This window comes from Acetobacter farinalis, from assembly GCF_011516935.1.
Classification (GTDB): domain Bacteria; phylum Pseudomonadota; class Alphaproteobacteria; order Acetobacterales; family Acetobacteraceae; genus Acetobacter; species Acetobacter farinalis.
The window spans coordinates 49,042-75,271 of the sequence record NZ_WOTF01000007.1 but is presented as its reverse complement, the minus strand read 5'-3'; the positions used below and the strand labels follow the sequence as shown (position 1 = coordinate 75,271).

General features: G+C 59.7%; 22 protein-coding genes and 1 other RNA gene. 7 read left to right on the top strand and 16 right to left on the bottom strand.

The features are described 5' to 3' along the window. The first annotated feature begins 57 nt into the window (after positions 1-57). A complete protein-coding gene (gene ilvD, locus GOB82_RS08325; protein ID WP_166122025.1) occupies positions 58-1,926 on the top strand; it encodes a dihydroxy-acid dehydratase in 1,869 nt (622 codons plus the stop codon). A 279-nt stretch (positions 1,927-2,205) separates the two neighbouring features. Here ilvD and GOB82_RS08320 read toward each other — a convergent pair whose 3' ends face one another. The 7 genes from GOB82_RS08320 to GOB82_RS08290 form a co-directional block, all read right to left on the bottom strand. Further along, on the bottom strand, positions 2,206-2,640 hold the full coding sequence (locus GOB82_RS08320; RefSeq protein WP_265794501.1) for a cupin domain-containing protein: 435 nt from the start codon (positions 2,638-2,640) through the stop codon (positions 2,206-2,208). 295 nt (positions 2,641-2,935) lie between these two features. After that, positions 2,936-4,054 carry an acyltransferase family protein gene (locus GOB82_RS08315; RefSeq protein ID WP_265794500.1) on the bottom strand — a complete coding sequence of 373 codons (1,119 nt, stop codon included), beginning with the start codon at positions 4,052-4,054 and terminating at the stop codon, positions 2,936-2,938. A 177-nt stretch (positions 4,055-4,231) separates the two neighbouring features. Next, positions 4,232-4,888 carry a hypothetical protein gene (locus GOB82_RS08310; protein WP_242007283.1) on the bottom strand — a complete coding sequence of 219 codons (657 nt, stop codon included), beginning with the start codon at positions 4,886-4,888 and terminating at the stop codon, positions 4,232-4,234. 624 nt (positions 4,889-5,512) lie between these two features. Continuing rightward, positions 5,513-6,496, bottom strand: a complete 984-nt coding sequence (locus tag GOB82_RS08305; RefSeq protein WP_194300419.1) for a quinone oxidoreductase family protein — start codon at positions 6,494-6,496, stop codon at positions 5,513-5,515. Positions 6,497-6,543: 47 nt separating this feature from the next. Continuing rightward, entirely contained in the window at positions 6,544-7,563 is a 1,020-nt protein-coding gene (locus tag GOB82_RS08300; protein WP_242007278.1) for an FUSC family protein, read from the bottom strand. Positions 7,564-7,627: 64 nt separating this feature from the next. Further along, a complete protein-coding gene (locus GOB82_RS08295) occupies positions 7,628-9,193 on the bottom strand; it encodes a DegQ family serine endoprotease (RefSeq protein ID WP_166122015.1) in 1,566 nt (521 codons plus the stop codon). A gap of 117 nt (positions 9,194-9,310) precedes the next feature. After that, entirely contained in the window at positions 9,311-10,489 is a 1,179-nt protein-coding gene (locus GOB82_RS08290) for an OpgC family protein (protein ID WP_166122013.1), read from the bottom strand. A gap of 245 nt (positions 10,490-10,734) precedes the next feature. Between GOB82_RS08290 and GOB82_RS08285 the strand changes: the two genes are divergently transcribed. Beyond that, on the top strand, positions 10,735-11,886 hold the full coding sequence (locus GOB82_RS08285; RefSeq protein WP_166122011.1) for a P-loop NTPase: 1,152 nt from the start codon (positions 10,735-10,737) through the stop codon (positions 11,884-11,886). 325 nt (positions 11,887-12,211) lie between these two features. Here GOB82_RS08285 and GOB82_RS08280 read toward each other — a convergent pair whose 3' ends face one another. The 3 genes from GOB82_RS08280 to thyX all read right to left on the bottom strand — a co-directional run bounded on the left by GOB82_RS08280 (position 12,212) and on the right by thyX (position 13,867). Further along, the gene (locus GOB82_RS08280) at positions 12,212-12,562 is read right to left on the bottom strand and encodes a hypothetical protein (RefSeq protein WP_377792252.1); all 351 of its coding nucleotides are present in this window, start codon (positions 12,560-12,562) and stop codon (positions 12,212-12,214) included. Positions 12,563-12,655: 93 nt separating this feature from the next. After that, positions 12,656-12,946 carry a hypothetical protein gene (locus tag GOB82_RS08275; protein ID WP_166122009.1) on the bottom strand — a complete coding sequence of 97 codons (291 nt, stop codon included), beginning with the start codon at positions 12,944-12,946 and terminating at the stop codon, positions 12,656-12,658. 12 nt (positions 12,947-12,958) lie between these two features. Continuing rightward, positions 12,959-13,867 carry an FAD-dependent thymidylate synthase gene (gene thyX / locus GOB82_RS08270; RefSeq protein ID WP_166122007.1) on the bottom strand — a complete coding sequence of 303 codons (909 nt, stop codon included), beginning with the start codon at positions 13,865-13,867 and terminating at the stop codon, positions 12,959-12,961. A gap of 85 nt (positions 13,868-13,952) precedes the next feature. Here thyX and ssrA point away from each other — a divergent pair. The 4 genes from ssrA (at position 13,953) to GOB82_RS08250 (ending at position 17,184) form a co-directional block, all read left to right on the top strand. Next, positions 13,953-14,282: a transfer-messenger RNA gene (gene ssrA, locus GOB82_RS08265) on the top strand. A gap of 236 nt (positions 14,283-14,518) precedes the next feature. Further along, positions 14,519-15,067 (top strand): SspB family protein, encoded by a 549-nt coding sequence (locus GOB82_RS08260; RefSeq protein WP_166122005.1) that lies wholly within the window; start codon positions 14,519-14,521, stop codon positions 15,065-15,067. Positions 15,068-15,110: 43 nt separating this feature from the next. Next, entirely contained in the window at positions 15,111-16,766 is a 1,656-nt protein-coding gene (locus GOB82_RS08255) for a fumarate hydratase (protein WP_166122003.1), read from the top strand. A 25-nt stretch (positions 16,767-16,791) separates the two neighbouring features. Next, entirely contained in the window at positions 16,792-17,184 is a 393-nt protein-coding gene (locus tag GOB82_RS08250) for a VOC family protein (protein ID WP_166122001.1), read from the top strand. A gap of 113 nt (positions 17,185-17,297) precedes the next feature. Here the strand turns inward: GOB82_RS08250 and GOB82_RS08245 are convergent, their stop codons facing one another. The 3 genes from GOB82_RS08245 to alr form a co-directional block, all read right to left on the bottom strand. Further along, the gene (locus tag GOB82_RS08245; protein ID WP_242007282.1) at positions 17,298-18,758 is read right to left on the bottom strand and encodes a glucoamylase family protein; all 1,461 of its coding nucleotides are present in this window, start codon (positions 18,756-18,758) and stop codon (positions 17,298-17,300) included. A gap of 570 nt (positions 18,759-19,328) precedes the next feature. Then, positions 19,329-20,597 carry a D-amino acid dehydrogenase gene (locus tag GOB82_RS08240; protein WP_265794494.1) on the bottom strand — a complete coding sequence of 423 codons (1,269 nt, stop codon included), beginning with the start codon at positions 20,595-20,597 and terminating at the stop codon, positions 19,329-19,331. 18 nt (positions 20,598-20,615) lie between these two features. Beyond that, the gene (gene alr, locus GOB82_RS08235) at positions 20,616-21,761 is read right to left on the bottom strand and encodes an alanine racemase (RefSeq protein ID WP_166121997.1); all 1,146 of its coding nucleotides are present in this window, start codon (positions 21,759-21,761) and stop codon (positions 20,616-20,618) included. 135 nt (positions 21,762-21,896) lie between these two features. Here alr and GOB82_RS08230 point away from each other — a divergent pair, with 135 nt between their 5' ends. Continuing rightward, complete coding sequence (locus tag GOB82_RS08230; RefSeq protein WP_166121995.1) at positions 21,897-22,349, top strand: Lrp/AsnC family transcriptional regulator; 453 nt, start codon at positions 21,897-21,899, stop codon at positions 22,347-22,349. Between the two features lie 61 nt (positions 22,350-22,410). Here the strand turns inward: GOB82_RS08230 and rbfA are convergent, their stop codons facing one another. From rbfA to GOB82_RS08215, 3 genes are read right to left on the bottom strand one after another with little or no spacing between them, the layout of a single operon-like run. After that, on the bottom strand, positions 22,411-22,878 hold the full coding sequence (rbfA, locus tag GOB82_RS08225; protein WP_166121993.1) for a 30S ribosome-binding factor RbfA: 468 nt from the start codon (positions 22,876-22,878) through the stop codon (positions 22,411-22,413). After that, the gene (gene infB / locus GOB82_RS08220) at positions 22,875-25,562 is read right to left on the bottom strand and encodes a translation initiation factor IF-2 (RefSeq protein ID WP_166121991.1); all 2,688 of its coding nucleotides are present in this window, start codon (positions 25,560-25,562) and stop codon (positions 22,875-22,877) included. The genes rbfA and infB overlap by 4 nt, the downstream gene beginning before the upstream one ends. Next, the gene (locus tag GOB82_RS08215) at positions 25,559-26,212 is read right to left on the bottom strand and encodes an RNA-binding protein (RefSeq protein ID WP_166121989.1); all 654 of its coding nucleotides are present in this window, start codon (positions 26,210-26,212) and stop codon (positions 25,559-25,561) included. Before GOB82_RS08215 ends, infB begins: the two co-directional genes overlap by 4 nt. Between the last annotated feature and the right edge of the window lie 18 nt (positions 26,213-26,230).

Below are 26,230 nucleotides of genomic sequence, written 5' to 3'. Positions count from 1 at the left end.
AGATCAGGCCGCCTGCCTGTGGCAGTTTTTGTTCTTATCACCAGAGAGACTTTTGCAATGGCCGGTTACCGTTCCCGCACCACCACCCATGGCCGCAACATGGCTGGCGCCCGCAGCCTGTGGCGTGCCACCGGCATGACGGACGCCGACTTCGGCAAACCGATTATTGCCGTTGCCAACTCCTTCACCCAGTTTGTGCCCGGCCATGTGCACCTGAAAGACATGGGCCAGCTTGTGTGCGAGGCCATTGCTGAAGCAGGCGGGGTTGGGCGCGAGTTCAATACCATCGCGGTGGATGACGGCATTGCCATGGGCCACGGCGGGATGCTCTACAGCCTGCCCTCGCGCGAACTGATTGCCGATGCCGTGGAATATATGGTCAACGCGCATTGTGCGGATGCTCTGGTGTGCATCAGCAACTGTGACAAGATCACGCCCGGCATGCTGATGGCCGCCATGCGGCTGAATATCCCGACCATTTTTGTCTCCGGCGGCCCGATGGAAGCCGGGCGCGTGACACTGGCGGATATCGAGCAGCGGGCGGACCTTGTGACCTCCATGGTCGCGGCGGCAAACCCCGGTGTGAGTGAGGCGGATTCGCAGGCCATCGAACGCTCGGCCTGCCCCACATGCGGTTCCTGCTCCGGCATGTTCACCGCCAACTCCATGAACTGCCTGACCGAAGCCCTCGGCCTTTCCCTGCCCGGCAACGGCACGCTTGTGGCCACACATGCCGCACGGCGCGAGCTGTTTGTGGAAGCAGGCAGACGCAGCGTGGACATGGCACGCCGGTATTACGAGCAGGAAGACACCAGCGTTCTGCCCCGCAATATTGCCAGCATGAAGGCGTTTGAAAACGCGATGTCCGTGGACATTGCCATGGGGGGCTCCACCAACACCGTGCTGCACCTGCTGGCCGCAGCACATGAGGGGGAAGTGCCCTTTACCATGCAGGATATCGACCGCCTTTCCCGCAAGGTGCCGCATCTGTGCAAGGTTTCTCCCTCCCGCCCGGACGTGCATATGGAAGACGTCCACCGGGCTGGCGGCATTCCCGCCATCATGGGGGAACTGGACCGCCTCGGCCTGCTGCATAACGAAATCCCCATGGTCCACGCCCCCTCCCTGAAGGATGCCCTTGCGGGGTGGGATATCCGTTCACCCAACGGCGCAGGCGAAAGCAAAGCCCGCGACTTCTTCCGCGCCGCTCCCGGTGGGGTGCGCACCACGCAGGCGTTCTCCCAGTCCAGCCTGTACAAGGAACTGGATACGGATCAGGAAAACGGTGCCATTCGTGATGGCGCGCATGCCTATAATCAGGATGGCGGTCTGGCCGTGCTGTATGGCAATCTGGCGGAAGATGGCGCGATTGTAAAAACCGCCGGTGTTGCAGCAGGCCTTGAAACCTTCTCCGGCCCCGCGCGCATTTTTGAAAGCCAGGATGATGCCGTGGCCGCCATTCTGGGCAACAAAATTCAAGCCGGCGATGTGGTGGTGATCCGGTATGAAGGCCCCAAAGGCGGCCCCGGCATGCAGGAAATGCTCTACCCGACCAGCTATCTGAAATCCAAGGGGCTGGCGGAAAAATGCGCCCTGATTACCGATGGCCGCTTCTCCGGTGGCAGCTCGGGCCTCTCCATTGGCCATATCTCACCCGAAGCGGGGGAAGGTGGCGTGATCGGTCTAGTGGAGGAAGGGGACCGGATTGAGATCGATATCCCCGCTCGCCGCCTCTCCGTTGCTGTGCCGGACAGTGAACTCGCCGCCCGGCGCGAGCGGATGGATGACAAGGGGAACGCCGCGTGGCAGCCTAACCGGAACCGCGTTGTCTCCACCGCCCTGAAAGCCTACGCCGCCCTGACCACCAGTGCCGCACGCGGCGCCGTGCGTGACCTCGGGCAACTGACCCGGCGCATGCCGCGGTAAAACATCCGCTTATGTTCTGATAATTTTGGGAGGCTGAACCTGTTCGGCCTCCCTCATCCCAGGCCATACGCTCTACCGGCAAAAACGGGAACACCATGAGCGGCCATCGCGCCCAGCTCCACAACGGCGCGCAGCCGCCATTCAGAACAGCGGGCGGGTGTGTGATAACAGAACCCTTTGTGACATACTCTCTGTATTTTACGGCATAAATCCTGACCGCTTCACCACGCCGGGAAAATCAGAATTTCAAGAAAACTCCAACCCTGCAAAGCAGGAGTTTTAATATTCAGGTTTCTCGCCCGGTTGCGCGACAAATGTCGGAACCCCTGGTGTGCCTGCATATGTGATAATCAGGACCGTAGGGGTCGGCCCGCTCACACCCCGATGAACATCATCAACAGATTCCGCAAAAGCCTGACCTTTCTGAAAAGTCTGCTTTTTCCCGCTGGCCTTGTCTTCAATCGTCAATTGGCCCTGCAGAACATACCCGGCATTAGGGAACGGATGTATATGCCATGGGAGCGCCGTGTTTGCAGGAATGGTCATCTTCAACACGGTCAACTCAGGCTGCCCCTTGGGGTAACCGGTATAACGCTTCCCATTCCAGGAGTCCGTGCTTTTACTTAAAACGTCCACATGAGCGGATGCGGTGGACTGCGCAAACGAAGAGTGCGGCAGGATAAAAGCCGAGACAACAAACAGAATTCCCAAGATTTTGTTTGATTTTGACACCTTAACGTCTCCCCATTCCATATTTTACATTTGATAGTCTCGCACCCCCGAGGAATTTTATTATTTTTACTATTCAGAAATTGTTATAACACGCGACATTACCAAGTAAAGCACTTCTCACATCCCGTGCAGTCATTATCGTGTGAGTACTCTGGCATAACCCGTAGCGCACTTCATAAAATCACCATGCTGAAAGTGCGCATCCAACACGAACTCCACCTCCCTCTCTCACGGGGGCGGCAAGCAGGCACGTCTGAACACAGGCCCCCTGGGGCATTCATTCCCGAAAATTCATTTCCAGAGAGGGAAAGAAGCGCAGGAATATTTCCCGCATCCTGCGCTCTGCGGGGTATGACAGGAGCCGGTCCGTCCCGTAACCCAGCAGCCATGCACCTCCCAGAGCGATAGGAAAACACAGCCATGATGCCTGTGCGGAAAATCCGATAGCCTGATAGGCCTGCACAAGAAAAATCACCACAAACATGTGCGTTAAATAAATCTCATAGCTCATGAGTCCGCATGATCTGATCCATGCAAACATGCTGTGCTGAAACACGCTCCCCCACCCTTTTGAAAAGGCAAGCAGCAAAGCTGCAACGCTCAGGGTAAGGCCCACCAGCAGGGTATCCGCCACATGCGATACCATGAAAAATGACAAGACACAGGTCAGGGGTAACACGACAGCACCTGACCACCCCAAAGCAGAAATCCAGAACGGCGTGATCCGATCATACCGGGCAAGAAGTGCCGCCGCCACACCGGTAGAAAGGGCTGCGGCCCCGGGAAGATACGCCTTATGCCGCCATATCGGGGGCGCACCACTCATCATGAACATGAGGAGTGGCAGAGACACAGCAACACACCCAAAAAGCATGACCTTCTGTGTGTCAGACCGGGGCACCCTCAGACAGAGAACTGGAAATACAAAATAAAACATTTCCTCAATCGACAGAGACCAAAGAACATCCCAGTTCGCAGGTAGATATCCCGTCAAACATTCATACCAGTTCACATACATTCCCAATGCTGCGCAGAGCGCGCCACGCAGGGAGTGATGTGTTTTATCAAGTTCAAACCCCTGAACATTCAGCGCATCCAACGCCGAAAGAACGCAAAGCAACACGAGCAGACAGGGGGCAATACGCGCAAACCGATGAGTATAAAAAAATGGGAGATGAATGCTCCTCAGAGATCCCCACCGCCTGATAATCCCTGACGTAATCAAAAACCCTGAAATCACAAAAAATATGAAAACACTGTGGTGCCCCTGATGCGTGAGGAACCGCAGAATGCCGGAAGGGAAAATGCTCGCCAGACTCGTTTCTGAAAGCGGAAGCCTGATCGAGATATGGTCAAGAATAACCAGAAGGATCGCCACCCCGCGCAGAAAATCAATCCCTGCGTTTATCCTGAAGGCTGGAAGACAAGTGGCTCATGCGCTGCAAATCCAACACGTATCAGATCGCAATAGTCTTATAAAATCTGGTGAGATGATAGCGGCCAGCACCCCACAAACAAAAAAGGCGCCCCGGAATGGGACGCCTCTTTCATGACTTCTGAAAAATCAGAGCACTTACTGAGCCGCAGGAGCCACAGGCGCTGCTGGAACAGCAGGAACTGCGGGGGTAGCCGGAGTTGCCACAGGGGCAGCGCTGGTCTGGTCAGCCGCCGGGGCAACCGTGTCGTTCAGGATCACGTAGGAAATGGATTCCATACGGGTGATGTCAATCACATCCCCAACCTTCAGGCCTGCCATGAACTCCTGCATGGCTTTGATGCGCATGACGGCAATATGAGATTCCCCATCTGTCGTCACGAAGGAGAGGGTGTGGGTTGCAAGGTCAATGGTCTGCACGGTTGCGCGTTCACGGCGGAACGCTGCAATCACGCCGCGCGGGTGGCCATGCACATACCCTCTGGCGGTTGTCAGCGTAGATTCCGGCAGCGGGCTGCCCGGTGCTGCAATGTCCGCACCCAGCGTTTCCACAAAGCGGATGCTCAGCTTGTCACCGGCGTTCACATGCGGCAGGTCCCGCACAGCAGCACCATATTCAATAGTAATCAGATGGCCATTGGCTTCACGCAGCAGAAGCTCACGGGCTTCATGGTCCACCGTTTCAACAACGGCTTTGGCAGACTGGTTCTTGAGCAGAACCGAAGCCTGGGCATGCGCTACGGAAGGCAGGCCAGAAGCCACCACGCCACCAACAGTGAACGCACACGCGACCATGGACCCTGCAACCAGAGCAGAAAGACGGGAGACGATAGGATGCAACGCCCTTATCCTTTTTTGAAATCAGTCTGACAGCACAGGGAAGCAGACAGCGGTTATCACGATAGTCTGATACAGAGCCGCCATCATAACACAAGCAGCTTCCACTGCATTGCTCTACCTCAACGCGCATGTGCCTGAAATGTGAAACGTGACCCGCCAATAAAAAAGCCCGTCCGGAAGACCGGTCGGGCTTTTGGCTACGTCCGCCTGGTCAGAGAACCAGCTTCAGTTGCAGCACTTCTTCTTGCGGAAGAAATAAACCGCGGATGCAATCAGCCCAGCAATCAGCAGGCCACGCAGGCAGGGGGATTTCGGGCATTTTACCGGACATTTAGGCATATCAGACTATCCTTGCATTCTTTTTTCCACCCATCACGCGGGGCGAACAGAGCAATTCTAACGCATCCGTGGAGGCGCGTCATGCGCTAACGCCCGCATGCCTGTGCTCCCGCCGCCACGCCTTTAAAACGCGGGACAGACACCCCACGTCTTGTGCCAGACTGCCGCGAGACCCCGGGAGTCCTCCGCAGGCCGCGGCATCCGCCAGATTTTTAGACAGACTGACAGGAGCACGCCGCCCTATGGCAGCAGAATGGTGCTGCCCGTTGTGGCGCGCGACTCCAGTGCCCTGTGAGCCTGCGCGGCGTCCTTCAGGGCAAAGCGTTGCCCGATGGAAGGCCGCAGAACCCCCTGCCCGAGCAAACTGAACATCTCCGCCGCGGAAGCCTCAAGCTCAGGCCTTTTCGCGATATAGGTTATGAGAGAGGTCCGGGTGAGATACAGGCTGCCATGCGCTGCCAGTGTGCCCACATCCACACCTGTCACCGGGCCGGATGCGTTCCCGTAGCTCACCATCAGGCCGCGCGGGGCGAGACAGGAGAGACTGACCTCGAACGTATCCCGCCCGATGCTGTCATACACCACCGGCACCATGGCTCCTTCTGTCAGGTCCCGCACACGCTGCGGCAGGTTTTCCGTGCCGACCAGCACCTCCTCAGCGCCACAGGCGCGTGCCAGAGCGGCCTTTTCGGGGGTGGACGTGACACCAATAACCCGCGCCCCCAAAAACCGCCCCCACTGGCACAGCAACTGCCCGACACCTCCGGCCGCCGCATAGACCAGAATGATTTCCCCTTTCCGCACCGGATAAACCTGCCGCAACAGCATATGGGCCGAAAGCCCGCGCAGCATGACGCCTGCCGCCGTCTCGAAGGAAATCTGCTCGGGCAGAACCACAACCTTGTCCGCCGCCAGAATCCGGTAACGGGCATAGCCCCCAAGCACACCGGCATAGGCCACGCGCATACCGGGCGTGAGGGTGGTCACACCCGGACCAACCGCCTCGATCACCCCGGCTCCTTCCATGCCGGGAATCCCGGGAAGTGCTGGAAATTTGTAAAGGCCGGAACGGAAATAGGTATCAATGAAATTGACCCCTATGGCCTCCTGCCGCAGCAGAACTTCACCCGGCCCCGGCTGCGGCACTGGCAGGGTTTCCACCTGCATGACATCCGGCCCGCCCGGTGCATGCACACGTATGACGGTATTGATTTCCTGATCCATGACAGAAGCCTCCGTGTGATAAAAAGCTCTGAACGATAGCGGAGCCCTCAGGCCTGCGCGGTATCATCCTGCCCCAGAAGGTGGATGAGGGCTTTCAGATCTGTCTGCAAAATCCCCACCACAAAATGCATGATCTCGTCAGCCTGCGCGGCTTCATCCGACAAACCGGCCATAACCCCCGCCGCCACGCGATATTCTTCTCCCGTGCGGGCCACGGCCTCACCTTCGCAACGGCTGATAATCCAGTCAAACCCACGCATCAGGCCCGGGCTGAGCGGTTCAACACCCGAGGCCTGCGCGGCATCTGGCACAGGACGCGTCTCCCCTCGCAAAACCGCACGCGCCACCACCAGCGTATCCATCTGGAGTTGACGCAGCACTTTAGGCAGTTGCGCCAGCATGGGGTCCCGCTGCTCCAGCGGACGCCAGTGCTCGCGCCGGGCTTCCTCTACCGCTGTCTGAACCTTGCGCAGGGACAGCACACACGCATCATTCAGATCCTGAATCTGTGACCAGTCCATATCCTGCCGCCCCGCATGGGTCAGCATCCCGACAATCTGGCGCACCGTGAGGGCCGCATTCCTGAACGCGTCCCTCCGGGCCTGTTCATGCAGCACCACGTAAGTGACGAGCATGGACACCCCCACACCGATCAGGATGGACAGCACACGCTCAATCGGGAGCAGATAGGGGTCATTCGGCGTGGTAAACAGCGTGGCGATCATGAGCGTGACCACGCTCATGCGCGTGCCGGGCCGCCAGGACGCCAGCACGGCCAGCGGCACAAAAGCCACCACAAAGGCCTGCCAGAGCGGCCAGTGATACAGCATGAGCGTAATGGGCAGAATGCTGGCCGCAGCCCCGATCAAGGTGCCCACGAGCTGGTAACGCCCGCTGGAAAGCGTTTCCGTAATACTGCTTTGCGTTACGATGACAGACGTGATCAACGCCCAGCCGGGTTCCTGAAGGTGCGTGATCCATGTGACGCACCCGCACAGCCCGACAGACACCAGCAGCCTGATGGTCTGCCGCGCAACCGGATTCCCCAGCCATGGGGCGGAAAACAAGACCCTGAGCGGCCTCAGAATTCTGCCCTGTATTCCAGCCACAGGCAGAAATCGCGCCATAGGGTCAGGGAGCATCCTCACCATTCAGAGGGAACGGCACCCAACGCAGGCCATCCGCATCATGCACCAGCAGGAGCACGGATTTCTTGTTGGCTTTCTGCGCGGCTTCAATCCGCTTTTTCAGGTCCGCCGGGCTGGTGACTTCCGCCTGCTGCACCTCTGTCACCACATCCCCTTCCCGCAGGCCACGGTCAGACGCCAGACCGCCATCCTTCACGGAGGTGACAAGCACGCCTTTCTGCCCCGCAGGCAGGTTGTATTTCTGGCGGGCTGCCGCATCCAGCGGCCCCACGGAGAACCCGAGCGTGGAAAGACTGACCTCCGCTGCTCCCTTCGGGGCGGCTGCAGGCTTGGCATCCGGCTCCGCCGCAGGTTCGGGCAGCATGCCGATGGTCACCGGCACATCCACGGTCTTGCCGTGACGCCACACGCCCAGATGCGCCACCGTGCCCACCGGCAACTGGGCGGACAGGCGAGGCAGGGCCTTGCCTTCAACAGGCTGGCCATCCAGCGTCTGGATCACATCGCCGGTCTGGAGTTTTGCCTTCGCGGCGGGGCCATCCTTTTCCACACCCGCCACCAGCGCGCCGCGGGCCGGGCTGAGGCCAAGGCCATCCGCAATGTCCTGCGTCACGTTCTGGATGCGCACACCCAGCCAGCCACGGGACACTTTTCCGGTTTTCCGCAACTGCTCAACAATGCCGCGCGCCTCATTGGCCGGGATGGAGAAGCCAATCCCGACAGAGCCGCCGGAGGGCGAATAAATGGCGGTATTCACCCCGATGACGTTCCCATCCATATCAAACAGCGGGCCACCGGAGTTCCCCTTGTTGATGGGGGCGTCTGTCTGGATGAAATCATCATACGGGCCCTGATCGATATTGCGCCCGCGTGAAGAGATGATCCCGGCGGTAACGGTGCCGGAAAGGCCGAAGGGATTACCAATGGCCAGAACCCAGTCCCCCACCCGGCGCTTGTCGCTATCGCCGAAATGGACGGCGGGAAGGGGCTTCTTGCTGTCCACCTTCAGCAGGGCGAGGTCTGTCCGGTCATCATGCCCCACAGCGCGGGCTGTCAGCACCGTATTGTCCTGCAGGGTCACCGTAATCTTGTCCGCATGGCGGATCACGTGATTGTTCGTCACGATATAGCCGGCGGGGTCGATAATAAACCCGGAACCCAGTGCCTGCATGCGGCGCGGCGGAGCATCCGGGCTGCTCTGCCGGTTCATGAAATCATGAAAAAATTTCTCAAAGGGCGAGCCCTGCGGGAAGTTGGGCATCTGGGGAAGCTGGTCATCCCCGCCCTCACCGTCCTCATCCTCTTCATCCGAGCCGCTTTTGACCGTCTGGGTAGTGGACACGTTCACCACGGCAGGCAGCAGTCTGGCTGCCAGATCCGCAAAGCTGTCCGGCGCACCATGCATCCGGCCCGCCACTGGAGCCACAGCCTGTGGTGTGGCTGGCAGGGCAGCTCCCTCCGCTGCCCATGCCGCAACCGGGCCGGAAACACCCGCCAGCAGCAGGCAGGAGAGGGAACCGGCACGAAGGAGATGAACGGACAGACGCATGGGCGCATACACTCTCAAACGGACAGAAATCATATCAGACCCTAGTCTATCGCACGATCCTGCCACAACGTCAGCCTGTTTCACACACACCGCCCCCCGGCACCGCGCCTGCAGGGTTCAGGCGGCCTGCGCCGCACGCTGGCGCTTTCTGTAGCCATCCAGCCAGTCCGCCAGAGAAAACAGAATGCCCAGACCCGCCAGATTCACCACAATCTGCAACAGCCAGCCATCTCCAAAGGTGCTGAACAGCAGGCGCGCGTAGAGATCCAGCAGCGTGCCCACCACAAAAATTTCCAGAGAATGCCGCCCCACACGGGCCAGAAGCCGCCCCATGCGGGACTCCGCCGCCCATGTCCGGGCCTTGGCGGAGGATTGCACCAAATAGAAAATGGCCATCACATCCAGCAGCCGCAAAGGTGAGAGCCAGCTTTTTTCCGGCATGATCATGCTGCCAAACGGCCGCAGGTCCGGCAGCCCCCACAAAGTCCATGGGAACGCCTGAAAAGCGGAAAACAGCAGATACAGCACACAGCATACAACCATCAGGCGCACGCGGGGGAAATCGGCACCGCGCCGCTCTGTCTCGGCGGACGCCGTGGCCCCCAGCGCGAACAGGAACTGCCAGGCAAACGGGTTGAAGTACCAGCCATCCGGGTCCAGCCAGTTGGGCAGGTTCACGTCCGGGTCCAGATTGACCAGCATCCACACCGCACCGGACAGAAGCAGCGCCAGAGAACGGTGGATACGCATCAGACCATAAAAAAGCGGAAACCCACCCAGCAGGATGATATAAAGAGGCAGGATATTCAGGTTACTGGGCAGCGCATCAAACATCATCACGCGCCAGACCCAGCTCAGCCCGTGCGCCAGTTCAGGTTCCAGAAAATCCACCGGCACCGGCGTATAATGCCGCCAGATACGGATGCTGAAGACAGAGACCACCACCATAATGGTCTGCCCGATGTAGAGCTGCACACACCGGCGGGCGATGCGCTTAAGGCACTCCACCACCCCGTATTTGCGAAACCCGCGCCCGTATGCCAGCCACGAGGCATAACCCGCCAGCAGAACAAAAATTTCCGCGGCATCGGCAAACCCGACATTGCGCATGGTAAAACGGTTGAGCAGGCTTTGAGGAATGTGGTCCACAAACATCATCAGCAGGGCCACACCGCGCAGGGCGTCAATCCTGTGATCCCGCACAGAGCGCGGAGCGTTTGGGCCGGGCTGCCCCGGAGCGGGAGCATTCGGCGCAGGAGCGTTCACGGAAGACTGATCCGGCGATGGTGCACTCATAATAATGGATCAGCCCCTTTTCCCTCAGCCTCAGACCGCTCCTGAGGAGAGGCCTGCCCTGCGCCTTCTTTACGCGCTCAGGATTCCGGACAAAAGCGCCAAAACCATGGGCACGCAATACATTCCCTCCACATTCTCCGCCGCCAGCCTCACCTCACCCGCCATATTCTCCTTGACGGCAGCAGCCTCATGCTGTTGCCAACAGGGCAACAGAGCCTTCCGCCACAGAGTCAGGACGAAAAACAGTGGTCTCCTCCCCCCTTCATCATGATGACATCGCCCGCGTGCTGGATTCCGTTCGGGATGCGCAGACAGGGCACTCCCTGCTTGCCCTGACCAAGCTGGAAGGATTCCGGCTGGAAGACGGGCGGCTAGGCGTGGCTCTGGCCGTAGCGAAAGAGCAGGCTGCCCGCCTTGCACCGCTCTGCGATGAAGCAAAAATCGCACTGGAAAAACTCCCGGGTGTGCAGAGCGCCAATGTGATCCTGACCGCCCACCGTCCGGCAGGCGCTGGAACACCCGCCGAAGCTGCTACACAGGGCGGGCGAGCTGCTGCTCCGCCGCCGAAAGCCGCTGCGGGCGGTGGACACCGGCCGTTTGGTGGCCCTGCTCCGGCTCCGGGCACCCCGGTGCTGCCAGATGTGAAGGCCATTATTGCCGTCGCCTCCGGCAAGGGTGGCGTGGGCAAATCCACCACAGCCACCAATCTGGCCATCGGGCTGGCGCAGGAAGGGCTGCGCGTGGGCCTGATGGATGCCGATATTCACGGCCCCTCCCTGCACCGCATGCTGGGCACGGAGAGCAAGCCGGAAGCACGGGAAGGCCGCCTGCAGCCCATGGAAGTCTGGGGCCTCCGCGCCGTGTCCATTGGCATGCTGGTGGATGAAAAGCAGGCCATGATCTGGCGCGGCCCCATGGTGATGGGCGCTATCAACCAGTTTCTGACAGACGTGGACTGGGGCCCTCTGGATGTTCTGGTGGTGGACATGCCCCCCGGCACCGGAGACGCACAGCTCTCCCTGATGCAGAAAGTGCCGCTGGCCGGGGCCGTTATTGTCTCTACACCGCAGGATATCGCGCTGATTGATGCGCGGCGCGGTGTGACCATGTTTGAGAAAATGAACGTGCCTGTTCTCGGCCTGATTGAGAACATGTCCTATTTCTGCTGCCCGAATTGCGGCCATAACACCGAACTGTTCGGCCATGGCGGCGCACGGAAGGAAGCCGAAGCCATGGGTGTGCCCTTCCTTGGGGAAGTGCCCCTTCTGGCGGATATCCGCGCCACGGGGGATGCAGGCGCCCCGATTGTAGCCAGCGCCCCCGAAAGCGAAGGCGCACAGGCGTTCCGCCGTATCGCGCAGGCAACGGCGGAAGCCCTGCGGCACAGGAATGCGTAAAATGATTTACGCATGCGGATAAGAAGTTAGGGAAAAACACAATAATAATTGAGAGGTTTTTCCTACACTTTATTCGTACCACCTTCGTTCAAGTTGGTGCTTTCCGTCATAAGGCACCAACTGTCACATTCTCAAACCAAAATATCTCACACTTCATGCCATAATTGGCCATATAACATTTAACAGAAGCCCCTCTTAAAACCTGCATTTTTTCAATATAGCTGCAGGCAGGAGTCACCGTGGCAGACGCTGCCGGGAAGCTTCCCGCATCCCGGCAGACAGCACATCCTCCACATGATAACGCACCATAAAACCCCTGTAGAAATCAGGGTTTTTTCGCGGAAGTTTTCCCGGATCCTGCCGGAGCATCAAAGAACGCACGGCACTGGGGGCTCAGCCTGTCTTTCTTGCGCTCCATGCAGCTGGTGATTTTCTTTTCATTGGGAATGGCAAGAGCGCAAAGCTTGAGAGCATCCCCCTTGCAGGCCTGGGTTTGCTTCTGGCGCAGGGTATCCTCCGCACGGGCTGGGGCCAGCGTGCCGAGCAGGGCGATACCGGTCGCGGCAAGGCAGAATGTCTTTAAAAATTTCGGTGTGAAAGCAGGCATGTCACTTTTATCCATCTTCTGTGCGGAATAGCCAGAACGCCAGTCCGCCGCAAAAATAATGATAAACATGACGGGACTGGCGCGCCTTGCCACGCCATCACACCCCGTTCCCGGCACGTCGTTCCGGGAAAACAGTAGTGAGCTTGACAATCATGTCAAATTTTAATGCAGACAGAGTGTCCGCTGGCTGTCCGGCCCCTGTGTTTCACACACATGCAGATGCTGGGGCTTCATATCCTTGGGGGCTGTAAAGAACAGGAACGCCCACACCGCCACCAGCACAGCCGCAACCGCCACAAACGGTGCAAACCCCGGCAACTGATTCCCCGGCGGGCGCAGGCCACGCGCGCCACCCTGCTCTTTCAGAAACAGGGATGAGGCGCGACCTCCGGCCTCATCCTCGAGAAAAGCTTCATCCCGAAGGGCGGCGTCCGTTTTGGGGGGAGTATCCATTGCGGGTGGAGATCAGTCCTTCAGGACAGCCATCATCTCATCCCACTCGCGCTTGCTCAGGCCGGAGCTGGCCTGCTCGACCGGCTCACCCGCCAGCATACGGCGCACGATCTTGAGCATGCCGGCGGAGAATGTCACAGCGCCCCGGCGATAATCCTCAAATGCAGCCGCTGTCTGCGGCACCCAGGCATGCAGGATTTTCAGCATGGCTTCCGCATAGACACGGATTTCATACTGCGCATGCGGGTCCAGCCGCAGCGCCAGAAAATGCATGAGGTTGTGCAGGTCGATCTTCCAATACCACTGGGTATAGGTGTTCACTGTCAGATTGATGCGGGCCAGCTCACGGGCCAGACCGTAGCCCTCTTCCGTGTTCAGCATGGTTTCATAATTGCGGTAGGTGCGCACGGCGTCATCCCGCAGGATCTCCATCACGGCAGCGGCGTCATCCGGGGCCAGCACATCGCCCCGGCCCTGCCGGTTGATCACACTCTGCGCGGCCATGTGTTCCGGCGCGGGGATGTAGAATTCACTGTCGAGAATCGAATAGCGGGCGGAATATTCATTCACGCTGGCCATCCGGTGGCGGATCCACTGCCGCGCAACAAAAATGGGCAGTTTGACGTGAAACTTCATCTCGCACATTTCAAACGGCGAGGAATGGCGGTGCCGCATCAGATAGCGGATCAGCCCGGCATCTTCAGAAACCTTGCGGGTGCCGCGCCCGTAGGACACGCGGGCGGCCTGCACAATGGCCGAATCATCGCCCATATAGTCCACAACCCGCAGAAAGCCGTGGTCAAGCACTTCCTGTGGTTCATACAGCATGGCCTCCAGCGCCGGCACCGTCGGGCGGCGGGTAGGAGCGGACTCCTGAAGATGCGCGGCAATTTCTGCGCGCTGGGCGTCGGTCAGTGACATGCTGTTCCCCGGACTGAAAATGAGCTCGGCTTCTGTGTTACAGACAGTCCAGCACGCATTCAAGTTGGGCCGCCGCGTGAAACAGGATCTTGCAATCCACCGCTGTGCTCCTTATGTTCATTGGTGCAGGAGGGGCTTGCCCCTTGGCTATGGTGATAAACGGAACGTGGAATAATCGTTGTGGACCCGGGGGCAGTACCCGGCGTCTCCACCAGTTTCAATCCAGCCTCACGGCCGGACGGATGGGGACGAAACAGGCTCGACACGCGTGGTAAAGACCTTCCTTTTGCCCGGCATTGTACCGCCGTTATCGGGCTAAACATACAAGTGCCAACGATAACACTGAGGTGCTCGCTGTCGCTGCATAAGCGATAAGCGCGGTTCGGGGGGGCACCGGGCAACAGAAGCCCCCTCACAGTCCGCCAGAAAAATCCCGTTAAAATTTCAGGACCGCAGCCGGGGCATGAACCCCGCAGCCTGCCAATGCTCAAGCACTTTTGAAAGCCGGCATACGCAGCTGTGAGGAACCCACTGCGCTACAGAATCATGGCTTGGCGGCTTGCACTTATCCCCTCTTTCACGCATGGCTGACGGCAGAGTGATATTCAAATCGCTGGCCCGAAAGGACCAGCGTGAGCGAGGAGAGCTGTCATGGCTGATGACCACGATAACACCCCGGAAAACGGCGCTTTCCCACCCGAAAGCCAGCTGCCTTATGAGCAGTGGCTGGACGAGGCCTATCGCGGGGTGATGCTGAGCGCCCTCGAGTATGTGAGCCGCGAAGGGCTTGCGGGGGAACATCATTTTTATCTGACCTTCCGCACCGATCTTCCCGGTGTGGTGATCCCTGACCGCCTCCGCGCCCAGTACCCGCATGAGATGACCATCGTGCTCCAGCACCAGTTCTGGGATCTGGCCGTGGACCGCGCCGCAGGCAAGGTTTCCGTCGGTCTGTCCTTCGGTGGGGTTGGCTCCATTCTGGTCATTCCAGTGGCGGCCTTTACCGGGTTTGCTGATCCGTCGATCCATCTCAGCCTGCATTTCACGGCATCGGACGCAGCGGCTGCCGCCGCAGCCGCCACAGAAACAGCTCCGGCAGCACCGGCAGAAGACGATGCCGGAGGCTCAGCGGAAAGTGACCCGTCATCACAGGTCGTAAGCCTTGACGCTTTTCGCAAGAAAGGGCCATCACCCGCTTAAGCCCCGCATTCAGGGGCGGGCCCCATGGAGAGTTCAGCACATCATGACCAGCCAGCCCCCTCGCCCCCCGGTACCCCCCTTCACCTGGTCTCCCCTCTTCCCGCTGGGGGAGGACACCACCTCTTACAGGAAGGTGGATATCGCCGGTGTCAGCACATCGCAGTGTGCGGGCAAAACCATTCTGCACATCACGCCCGAAGCGCTGACAGAATTGACAGCGCAGGCGTTTCACGAAGTGGCGCATTACCTGCGCCCTGCTCACCTCAAACAGCTTGCCAGCATTCTCAAAGACCCCGAAGCCTCGGACAATGACCGCTTCGTGGCACTGGACCTGCTGAAAAACGCCGGCATTGCCGCGGGTGGCGTGCTGCCCATGTGTCAGGACACCGGCACGGCCATTGTGTTTGGCAAAAAAGGCCAGCGCGTATGGGTGGAAGGCGATGAGGAAGTCGCGTTCTCCAAAGGAGTGTATGAAACCTACACCCGCACCAGCCTGCGCTATTCGCAGATGGCCCCGCTCACCATGTTCGAGGAAAAGAACACAGGCACCAACCTGCCGGTGCAGTGCGATATTTTCGCCAGCCCCGCCACGCATCATGATGAACAGTTTGATCTGATGTTTGTGGCCAAGGGCGGTGGCTCGGCCAACAAGACGTTCCTGTTTCAGGAAACCCGCGCCCTGCTGGGGTCTGAACAGAAACTGCTGGACTGGCTGGATACCAAAATCAAAACCCTCGGCACCTCCGCCTGCCCGCCCTACCATCTGGCTATCGTGATTGGCGGCATGTCCGCGGAGCAGACGCTCAAGACCGTGAAGCTGGCCTCCACCCACTGGTATGACAGCCTGCCCACCAGCGGCAGCATGACCGGCCACGCCTTCCGGGATGTAGAGATGGAGCAGAAGGTTCTGGAGCTGACCCGCAAGCTGGGCATTGGCGCGCAGTTTGGCGGCAAATATTTCTGCCATGACGTGCGGGTGATCCGCCTGCCCCGCCACGGCGCCTCTCTGCCGGTGGGGATGGGGGTCTCCTGCTCGGCAGACCGGCAGATCAAGGCGCGCATCACGGCGGAAGGCTTTTTTCTGGAAGAGCTGGAGCATGACCCGGCCCGCTTCCTGCCCGAAACCACGGATGACCATCTGGAGGGTGAGGCCGTCAGGATCGACCTCAATCGCCCGATGGACGAAATCCGCAAGGAACTCTCCCGCTATCCTGTCAAAACCCGCCTTGCCCTGAACGGCACCGTGGTGGTGGCGCGGGATATTGCCCACGCCAAATTCCGTGAGCGGCTGGAACGGGGGGAAGGCCTGCCGCAATATCTGAAAGACCACCCGGTTTATTACGCAGGCCCGGCCAAAACGCCCGAAGGCATGGCGACAGGCTCCTTCGGCCCCACCACGGCCGGACGCATGGACTCCTATGTGGCCGAGCTTCAGGCCGCTGGCGGCTCCTATATCATGCTGGCCAAGGGCAACCGCTCCAAAGCCGTGAAGGACGCCTGCCAGACGTACGGCGGGTTCTATCTGGGGTCCGTTGGCGGCCCGGCGGCCCGGCTGGCGCAGGACTGCATCCGCAAGGTGGAAGTTCTGGAATACCCCGAACTGGGCATGGAAGCGGTGTGGAAAATCGAGGTTGAGGACTTCCCCGCCTTTATTGTTATCGACGACAAGGGGAATGACTTCTACGCTGAACTCAGCTGAGCATTAAAGGAGCTGTGTTGACCCCATGCGCTTTACTGTTGACCGGATGGACCATGCTGTCCTGACTGTAAGAGACCTCGAAATTTCCGCCTCCTGGTATCAGCGTGTGCTGGGCATGGATCGCGAGGAGTACGGGCGCAACAACCGCACAGCGCTGGCTTTTGGCGGGCAGAAGCTCAACCTTCGGCCGCAGGACGCCACGGGGTGGGACACAGCAGTCCATGCGCTGCCCGGCGGGAATGACCTCTGCTTTGTCACCGCGGTGACCAGTGAGGACATCATTGAGCATCTGAAAAAATGTGGCGTGACGATTGTAGAAGGCCCCGTGGCGCGGTTGGGCGCTCTGGGGCCAATCACCTCTGTCTACTGCCATGATCCGGACCAGAATCTGATCGAGATCGCCTCCTATCAGGGATAGGCGGGCCTCAGACCACCCTTCAGGGTTTCCCGCGCCAGTCTCCGATGGAGTCTCTTCAGAGACTGGTGCGAAAGGACTTTTCCAGAAAAGCGATTTTCAGGAGCAACCGGCCTTCAGCCGGTCTGCTGCTGTGCCCCTTGCCGGGCAGGGTGCTGCGTGGCCGCATGCTGGCTGGCAGGAGGCAGAACCGTGCCGGAAGCCGGTGCACTGGCATGTGTGGCCGGTGCCGCAGGACCAGCGTCCTGCCCCAGCCAGCCACCCCGGAAGCCGGCTTTCAGCAGCCCCTGCCGAATGGCGGGATTCTGCTTCATGATGTTCCACACAAACCCGCTGCGCCAGTTTTCAATCATCAGCAGAATTGGCCCCTGATCAATGCCCAGATAGGCTGTGTCAGACCAGAAAGACTTGTCCGCCGTATGGAAGCTGGGGTTGAACGCATCCACAAACCCATACCGGCTGTAGATATGGCGGCCGTAGCGGTGCTTCATTTCCCGCAGGGCGGGAATGGCAATTTCCGGGGCGAAGGCCACCGCACCGCCAGCGGCGGTGGGCGCAATGGTGCCATCATCCTGCGTATAGTCGCGCCCGGCTCCGCGCGCGGCGTAAGACAGGAAGTGGCGGGGGGTGCCACCTACTGTCTGCGTCAGTTCGCCGGGGCCATCACTGGCGGTCAGCCCCCATACATCCTGCCCGTAATCCTGCCATTTGCCAGGGTTGGTCATGGCATAGGTCCGCTGCGCATAGGTCGCACGGCGGCTGTTTTCAAAATAATCAATGCCCTTCTCACGGTTCCAGTCATCCTGAATCCCGCGGAAATCGATCCATGAATGGGTGTATTCATGCCCGAACATGGGGGCAAAATTCAGCAGGGTCTGGCCGTAATATTCCCCCCAGCGCCGGTCATTTGTGGTCAGCCACGCCTGCCATGACGCCGGTTCCAGCGGATGGCCCTGAGAACCAAGCGCCAGAATATAGGCCATCATCCCCTCACTGTAGCCTTCCCAGTAATTGGGGAGGAACTGGCGCTCGGGAGACCACCCCATGCTCAGCCGCAGGTCAGGCCTGCGCATCCAGACCCAGTCAACATTCTGGTAAAGTCCGTTTGCCAGAGAGCGGATTTCCCGCTCCTGCTCCGTATCTTTCGTATAATAGCTTTCCGAGAACAGAACGCCCTGCATCAGCAGGGCTGTATCAATGCTGGACAGTTCAATGTCCTTGTTGAGCCGCAATCCGGTCTTGTTGTTCAGAAAATGATAGAAAAATCCATGATACCCGGAAGAGTTTTCCGGACTGTCATTCTGCGGAAGCCCGGAGAGATACCGCAGGGTGGCCAGAGTCCGTTCAGCAGCCTGCTGGCGGGTGATATACCCGCGCTCCGCTCCGATACCATAGGCTGTCAGCGCAAACCCGATTGAGGCCACACTCGCCTGTGTCTGGTCTGATGGATACCGGTCGGGCACCAGGCCGGTCTGTGCATCGCCTGCTTCCCAGAACCACAGAAAGGTGCGGTGTTCCAGATCTTCAATCAACGCCATATCTGCCCGGCTGGGTTTGAACACCACACTGGTGGACAGGCGCGCGGCCTCCCGCTGCTGACGGACCGAAGGGATGGACGGCGCGACTATAGGCGCGGCCTGTGTGGCAGAAGTGGCCGGTGCAGAGGCCTCCGCTGCCTGCGCAGCCGCTGGCCCGAAAGCCGAAAGGGCTACAAACGCCAGAAAACCCACACGGGGAGAAACCCGCCGGGTACGGGAAGGGACCTGTTGGCAGGCGGCATCATGCCCGCGAGAAAAGCGAAAAGACAAGAAAAACCAGTCCGGCATCATAACAAGCAAGGTCCATCCTATAAAAACGTCAGGAACAACATGACATCCCGCCACGGCACTGTTGCACCAGAAAAACCGAGCATATTCATGTCATCGCCAGAAAAAAATATGTTTCCGAGTGAAAACATTTTTTCTTCGTGAACAGTTTTACAGTTTCTTGAAATTCCGTGGACCATAGGCTTTCCGCATGCCGCATATTCCGCGCACGCAGTTACCAGAAGAAAGGAGGTGCCAGCAGGAGCCTCCCGGGGCCGCACGTCCTTCCGCCCCATCCTGCTCCCGGCCCGGTTCTGGGCGGGAGCAGGTATACCGCAGGGCTCAGGAAAGTCCGTAGCGGAAGATATTCAGATCTTCATAGGCAATGTCTGGTGTCTTACCAGACATGATATCCGCCAGAACACGGCCGGAGCCACAGGCCATGGTCCAGCCCAGCGTGCCGTGCCCGGTATTGAGGAACAGATTTTCCAGCCCTGTCCGGCCAATAATGGGCGTGCCATCCGGTGTCATGGGGCGCAGGCCTGTCCAGAAGGAGGCACCCGGCACATCACAGCAGTCAGAGAACAGGTCTGTCACCGAATGTTCCAGCGTTGCCCGGCGCGGCGCACGCAGGCGGCGGCTGAACCCGGCCAGCTCCGCCGTGCCACCCACACGCACACGGTCTCCAAGGCGGGTAATCCCGATCTTGAAGGTTTCATCCATAATCGTTGAAACGGGAGCACGATCCGCATTTGTGATATTAGCTGTCAGAGAGTAGCCTTTTACCGGATAAATCGGCAGCTTCATCCCCAGCCCGCGCACCAGTGCGGGAGAGAAGCTCCCCAGTGACAGCACATAAGAATCCGCCGTCAGAACACCTGCACTGGTCTCCACACCCGTAATGCGGCCACCTTCGGACAAAAGCTGCTTGATACGGGTGTTATACAGAAACTTCACCCCCGCCTTTTCCGCCATGCCCGCCAGAGTCTGCGTGAACTTGAAGGCATCCCCCGTTTCATCACCTGGCAGACGCAGGCCGCCGACAATCTTGTCCGCCGCATCCGCAAGGCCCGGCTCCGCCCGCACACAGGCCGCCCGATCCAGAACTTCGTAGGACACCTGATACTGTTTGAGAACAGCAATATCCTGTGCGGCGTTATCAAGCTGCTTCTGGGTCCGGAACACCTGAAGGGTGCCCTGCTGGCGGTCATCATACGTGATGCCCGTTTCAGTCCGCAGATCCTTCATCACATCCCGGCTGTATTCCGCCAGACGCACCATACGGCCCTTGTTCCGGTCATAGGCGGCGGAGGTGCAGTTTTCCAGCATCTGCATCAGCCATGTCCACAAATGCGGATCCGGCATCGGCCAGAACACAAAGGGGCGATACGCCATCATCAGCCAGCGGATGGATTTCAGCGGCACGCCGGGGCCAGCCCAGGGAGCGGAATAGCCTGGGGAAACCTGCCCTGCATTGGCAAAGCTGGTTTCCATCCCGGCTTCCGGCTGGCGTTCCACCACCGTGACCTCATGCCCGGCCTGCGCCAGATACCAGGCAGAGGTCACACCCACCACACCCCCACCAAGAACGATAACTTTCATTGGAAGCACCTTCTTATTTTTTAAATTTTACGTATTCTGTGGCTGGTTTTCATAAACACGATGATACCGGCGCCCAAGCGAGGTCAGGACTTCGTACCCTATCGTGCCCTCGGCCTGCGCCACGGCATCCACACCATGGGAGGCGTTGAGCAGTTCGACCGTATCATCCGGCGCAATCTGGCCTTCCGGAATATCGGAAATATCCACGGTCATGGAATCCATGGAAATCCGGCCCAGAACGGGCAAACGCTGGCCCTTGAACCACGCGCACCCTTTCTCCGCCCCCTGCCGGGCAAACCCGTCCGCATAGCCCGTGGCCAATGTTGCCACACGCCGGGGGCCATCAGCCCGCCATGTCAGCCCATATCCAACGCGGTCCCCTTTGGAGAGGGTGCGGATTTGCAGGATATGCGCCGCAAGCGTCACGACGGGAGCCAGCGGGTTCGGCCCCGCGGCATTGGGGGCCACGCCATAAAGAGCCGCCCCCGGCCGCACGAGAGACTGGTGGAAGGCAGGTTCCAGAAAAATTCCGGAAGACGCTGCCAGACTGAGGGGCGCGGCTGGCAAGATGGCCGCAGCAGCCAGAAAGGCCTCTAACTGCTCCCTGTTCGCCGGGTTTTCGGGGGTATCCGCGCAGGCCAGATGGCTCATGATCAGGCTGAGAGAAATCCCCTCCAGCCGGTCCGGCTCCTGTACCAGACACTGCACATCGGCTCTGGAAAGCCCGAAGCGGGACATGCCGGTATCCAGTTGCAGAACAGCATCCAGCGTGTGGCCAAGGCGGCGGGCAAGTGCCCGTAACTGGCTGATCTGCTCCAGAGAATTCAGAACCGGACGCAGGCCGGAGCGCACGCAGTCTTCCAGAGCATCCGGCCGCGCACCGTGCAGCACCGTAATCCGGGCGGCGGGAGAAAGGCTTTCCCGCAAGGCGAGGCCTTCATCCACATGGGCAACAAAAAACTGGCGCGCCCCGGCTTTTTCAAGAACCGGAGCAACATGGGCCGCACCCAGCCCATAGGCATCGGCCTTCACCACAGCCGCGCAGATGGCCCCCGGCGTTCTGGCATCCAGCGCACGATAATTGGCCGCAATCGCTGCAAGATCAATTGTCAGGACCGCCCCGGCGCGGGACGCGGGCCAGTTCGGTCGGGCAGAAACACTGGAAGATGCCACACCAGCCCCCTAAAACATTTCGATTCCAAACTTTTAACAGAAATCTTTCGGAATATCCTGTCGATTGGCCGCATAAAATGTGACAGAAGTGGCTAAAATTCGTATATTCTTCGAATAAAAACAGGATATCGCCTTATGATCTTCGACCGCCTGACTGACGCAATCTTGCGTCACCTCCAGCATGATGGCCGCATGAGCAACGCCGAACTTGCTGAAAAGGTTGGGCTTTCTCCCTCTGCCTGCCTGCGGCGGGTCAAAATTCTGGAACAGGAGGGCGTTATTCAGGGCTACCGCGCCATTATCGATAAGAACGCGGTGCACAGCATGGCCACCGTCATTGTGCAGATCACCCTTGAGCGCCAGACGGAAGACGGCCTGCGCCGGTTTGAAACTCGCGTGCGGGAATGCCCGGATGTAAAGGAATGTTATCTGATGACGGGGGATGCCGACTATCTGCTCCGCGTGGAAGCGCGGGATATGTCAGACTATGAACGCATTCATAAGGAAGAACTCTCCCGCATGCCGGGTGTTGTCCGCATTCAAAGCAACTTTGCCATCCGCCCCGTTGTGCAGCCGTGGAAAAGCTAGAATTCTGTTTGAAATGCGTGCTGACACACCCGGCGCGGGCCGGAGCGGAAGAACGGGAAGCTCAGGCCTCCGGCTCTTCCTCGTCGTCTTTTGAAGCAAGGTCGCGCTGAACGTCCGGAGACCTCAGCAGCGAGTTCATGTGCATGGCAACATCCAGCGTGGTATCCGGCTGGAAATGCAATTCCGGAGCCGCCCGCAAACGCAGCTTGTGCGACATCTGCGTGCGCAGCCACGGCCCAACCCGCTTGAGGGCGGGCAATAACGCATCCACATCACTGCGGCCCAGACGCGCCACAAAAACCGTGGCGTGTTTGAAATCCGGAGAAAGCCGGACTTCCGTCACCGTTACCGTGGCATCTGCCAGATCCGGGTCACGAAACGTGGTGCGGGCGAACAGTTCCGCCAGCACGCGCCGCACTTCTTCCCCCACGCGCAACTGGCGCTGGGATGGCCCTAAAGGAGAAAGGCCGGCGAGATACCCCGCCGGCTCCCCTGCTCCTGCCTTACCTGATCCGTTCCGACGGCTCATGCAGGCACCAGCTCGCTTTCAAAGCACTCGACCACGTCGCCTTCACGCAGGTCGTTATAGCCAGCGAAGGACAGACCACATTCGTAGCCTTTGGCCACTTCCTTCACATCGTCCTTGAAGCGCTTGAGCTGGCTCAGATCCCCTTCATGGATCACCACGCCATCACGCAGCAGACGCACACCACAGCCGCGCTTGACCACGCCTTCTGTAATGTAGCACCCGGCCACCTTGCCCACCTTGGTAATGTCGAAAACCTGACGGATTTCGGCATAGCCCAGGAACTTCTCACGATGCTTGGGCGCAATCTTGCCACGCACCAGCTGTTCCACGTCATCCGCCACCTGATAGATGATGGAGTAGTAGCGGATTTCCACACCCTCGCGCTGGGCGAGTATGCGGGCCTGCGCCGTGGCACGCACGTTGAAGGCAATGATCAGGGCATCAGACGCCTTGGCGAACTGCACATCACTTTCCGTGATCTGCCCCACCGTTGCGTTGAGCACCCGCACAGCCACTTCTTCATGCGCCAGCTTGAGCACGGTTGACTGAATTGCTTCAGCAGAGCCCTGCACGTCAGCCTTGATAAGAACCGCGACTTCCTTCTGCTGGCCAGCCTGGATACGCGCCAGCATCTGATCCAGCGTGCCACGGGCCGCAACCTGACCGGCAACCTGATGTTCCTTCAGCTTCCGCTGGCGGAATTCACAGATTTCACGGGCGCGGGTTTCATTTTCCACGACCACGAACGGCGCACCGGCGGACGGCACCCCTGTCAGCCCCAGAATTTCAACCGGCATGGACGGTGTTGCATCCGCAACCTGACGGCCACGATCATCAATCAGCGCACGCACACGGCCCCATTCGGACCCGGCCACCACGATGTCGCCCTTATGCAGGGTGCCTTTCTGCACCAGCACAGACGCCACGGAACCACGGCCACGGTCCAGACGGCTTTCAATCACCGCACCTTCCGCAGAACGATCCGGGTTTGCCTTCAGGTCCAGAATTTCGGCCTGCAGAAGAATGGCTTCTTCCAGCTGCTCAAGACCCAGACGCTTGGTGGCAGACACTTCAATGTCCTGCACGTCACCGCTCATGGATTCCACAACAATCTCGTGGTGCAGCAGTTCCTGGCGCACACGGTCCGGGTTGGCACCCGGCTTGTCGATCTTGTTGATGGCCACGATAATCGGCGCATTCGCAGCCTTGGCGTGTTTGATGGCCTCAATCGTCTGCGGCATCACGCCGTCATCCGCTGCAACCACCAGCACCACCACGTCCGTAATGGAGGCACCGCGGGCACGCATGGCGGTAAACGCCTCGTGGCCCGGTGTATCCAGGAACGTGATTTTCGCGCCGGACTTCAGAGTAACCTGATAGGCCCCGATATGCTGGGTAATGCCACCGGCTTCCCCTGCCGCAACGTCGGTTGTGCGCAGGGCATCCAGCAGCGAGGTCTTGCCGTGGTCAACATGGCCCATCACGGTCACAACCGGCGGACGGGGCATGAGTTCTTCGGGCTGATCCTCAACGCCTTCAATGCCCAGCTCAACGTCGCTTTCAGAAACACGGCGCACGCGGTGGCCGAATTCTTCAACAATCAGTTCAGCCGTATCGGCATCAATGCTCTGCGTGACAGTTGCCATCACGCCGTTTTTCATCAGCGCCTTGATGACTTCTCCCTGACGGGCCGCCATACGGTTGGCAAGCTCCTGCACCGTAATGGTTTCGGGCAGGATGACATCACGCACCACGCGGACCTGATCAGCACGCAGGCGTTCGAGTTCGGCCTGACGGCGCTCACGCTCACGCTGGCGACGGACAGAGGCGAGTGAACGCGTCTTGTCATCATCCCCTTCAATGGCGGCCTGCACGTCAATACGGCCTGCACGACGCCCGGCATCACCCTTACGGGGGCTGGCGCTCTTGCGGTTTGCAGGCACATTGCCCGCACCACCACCGCCGCCACCCGGACGACGGGAGGGAGCACGGCGAGTTTCTTCCTCACCATCCGCACCACGGCCACGCAGACGCAGGGTCTGGGCGGCAGGAGGCTCGGCGGCATCGGCCGCAGGCTGCGGGCGCGGAGCTGCCGGCTTGAGCGGGCGCGCCGGCATGATGGCGCGTTCAGCCAGAGGCTTCAGGCGGTCAACCGGCGGGGCAAGCGTGACTTCACCCGGAATCGGCACAGCCGAAACAACGGGGCCTTTCGGCTCGATCTGCTTGATGGAGTCGATCCGGGCCCGACGTTCAGCTTCCTCAGCCGCGGCTTTCGCCTGAGCTTCGGCTTCCGCTGTCCGTTTTTCGTCTTCCTCACGGCGGCGTGCTTCTTCAGCCGCGGAAAGGATCTGAATCTTTTCCTGCTCGCGCCGCTCGGCTTCACGCCGTTCAGCCTCTGCGGCTGCCTGTGTCTGTTCCGCCAGCACACGCTGGCGCATGGCCAGTTCAGCAGCCGTCAGGGTACGGCCACCCCCTGCCCGTCCGCCGGCACCTCGACCACCAGGGCTACCAGGAGTACCGGGGCCACGCTTCTTGCGCACCTCAACCTGTACAACCTTCGAGCGCCCGTGACTGAAACTCTGCCGCACGGACCCGGCATCAACCGTCCGTCCGACTTCCGAACGTCCCGCCGGCCGAAGGGACAGACGCCCCTTACCCTGATCCTGATCCTTGCCTTCGCTCATTGACCCGCCTGTTCACACCCATCCGCCGGAAAGGTCCGACGAACCCGGGAGCCACCATCGGCAACCCCCGAAAAACGCTTATTCTCACAACACAGACGCGAGGCCAGAACCCCGGCCGCCAGCGCCGCATTCACAACTCGCTCCCGACCAAAAACCTTTGCAAGGTCTTCACCCGAAAGCGCCTCAACCACGGGGAGGTCCCTGGCACCCGATACGAGCCGACCAAGTTCCTCTCCGCTTCCATCCGATGCGTGAACAATCACCGCAGCACGACGCTGTGTGACCCACTCCCGCACCTTCATAAAACCGCTTGTGGACTGCCCGGCACGCCGTGCCAGCCCCAGAAGTTCCATCATCCGCCGGCGCAGACCTGCCTCCACCTGAGCAGAGAGATCTTCCGGCACAACCACCTGGCAGCGTGCAGCCCGTGCGAACACCCCGCGTTTGCGGGCCTGTTCTATCACATCCCGGCTGGGGCTCAACCATATTCCCCGACCGGGGAGCCGCGCGTCCAGATCCGGCACGACAACCAGTGAGGGTGAAACCACAAACCGTATCATCAGAGCAGGTTGCCCCTGCTCACGCGTTACCGCGCAGCGGCGCAGGGGGCCTTTCTCATCATCATACGCTTCGGGCAAATCACCACTCATTTCTTGTCAGGCCCGAAG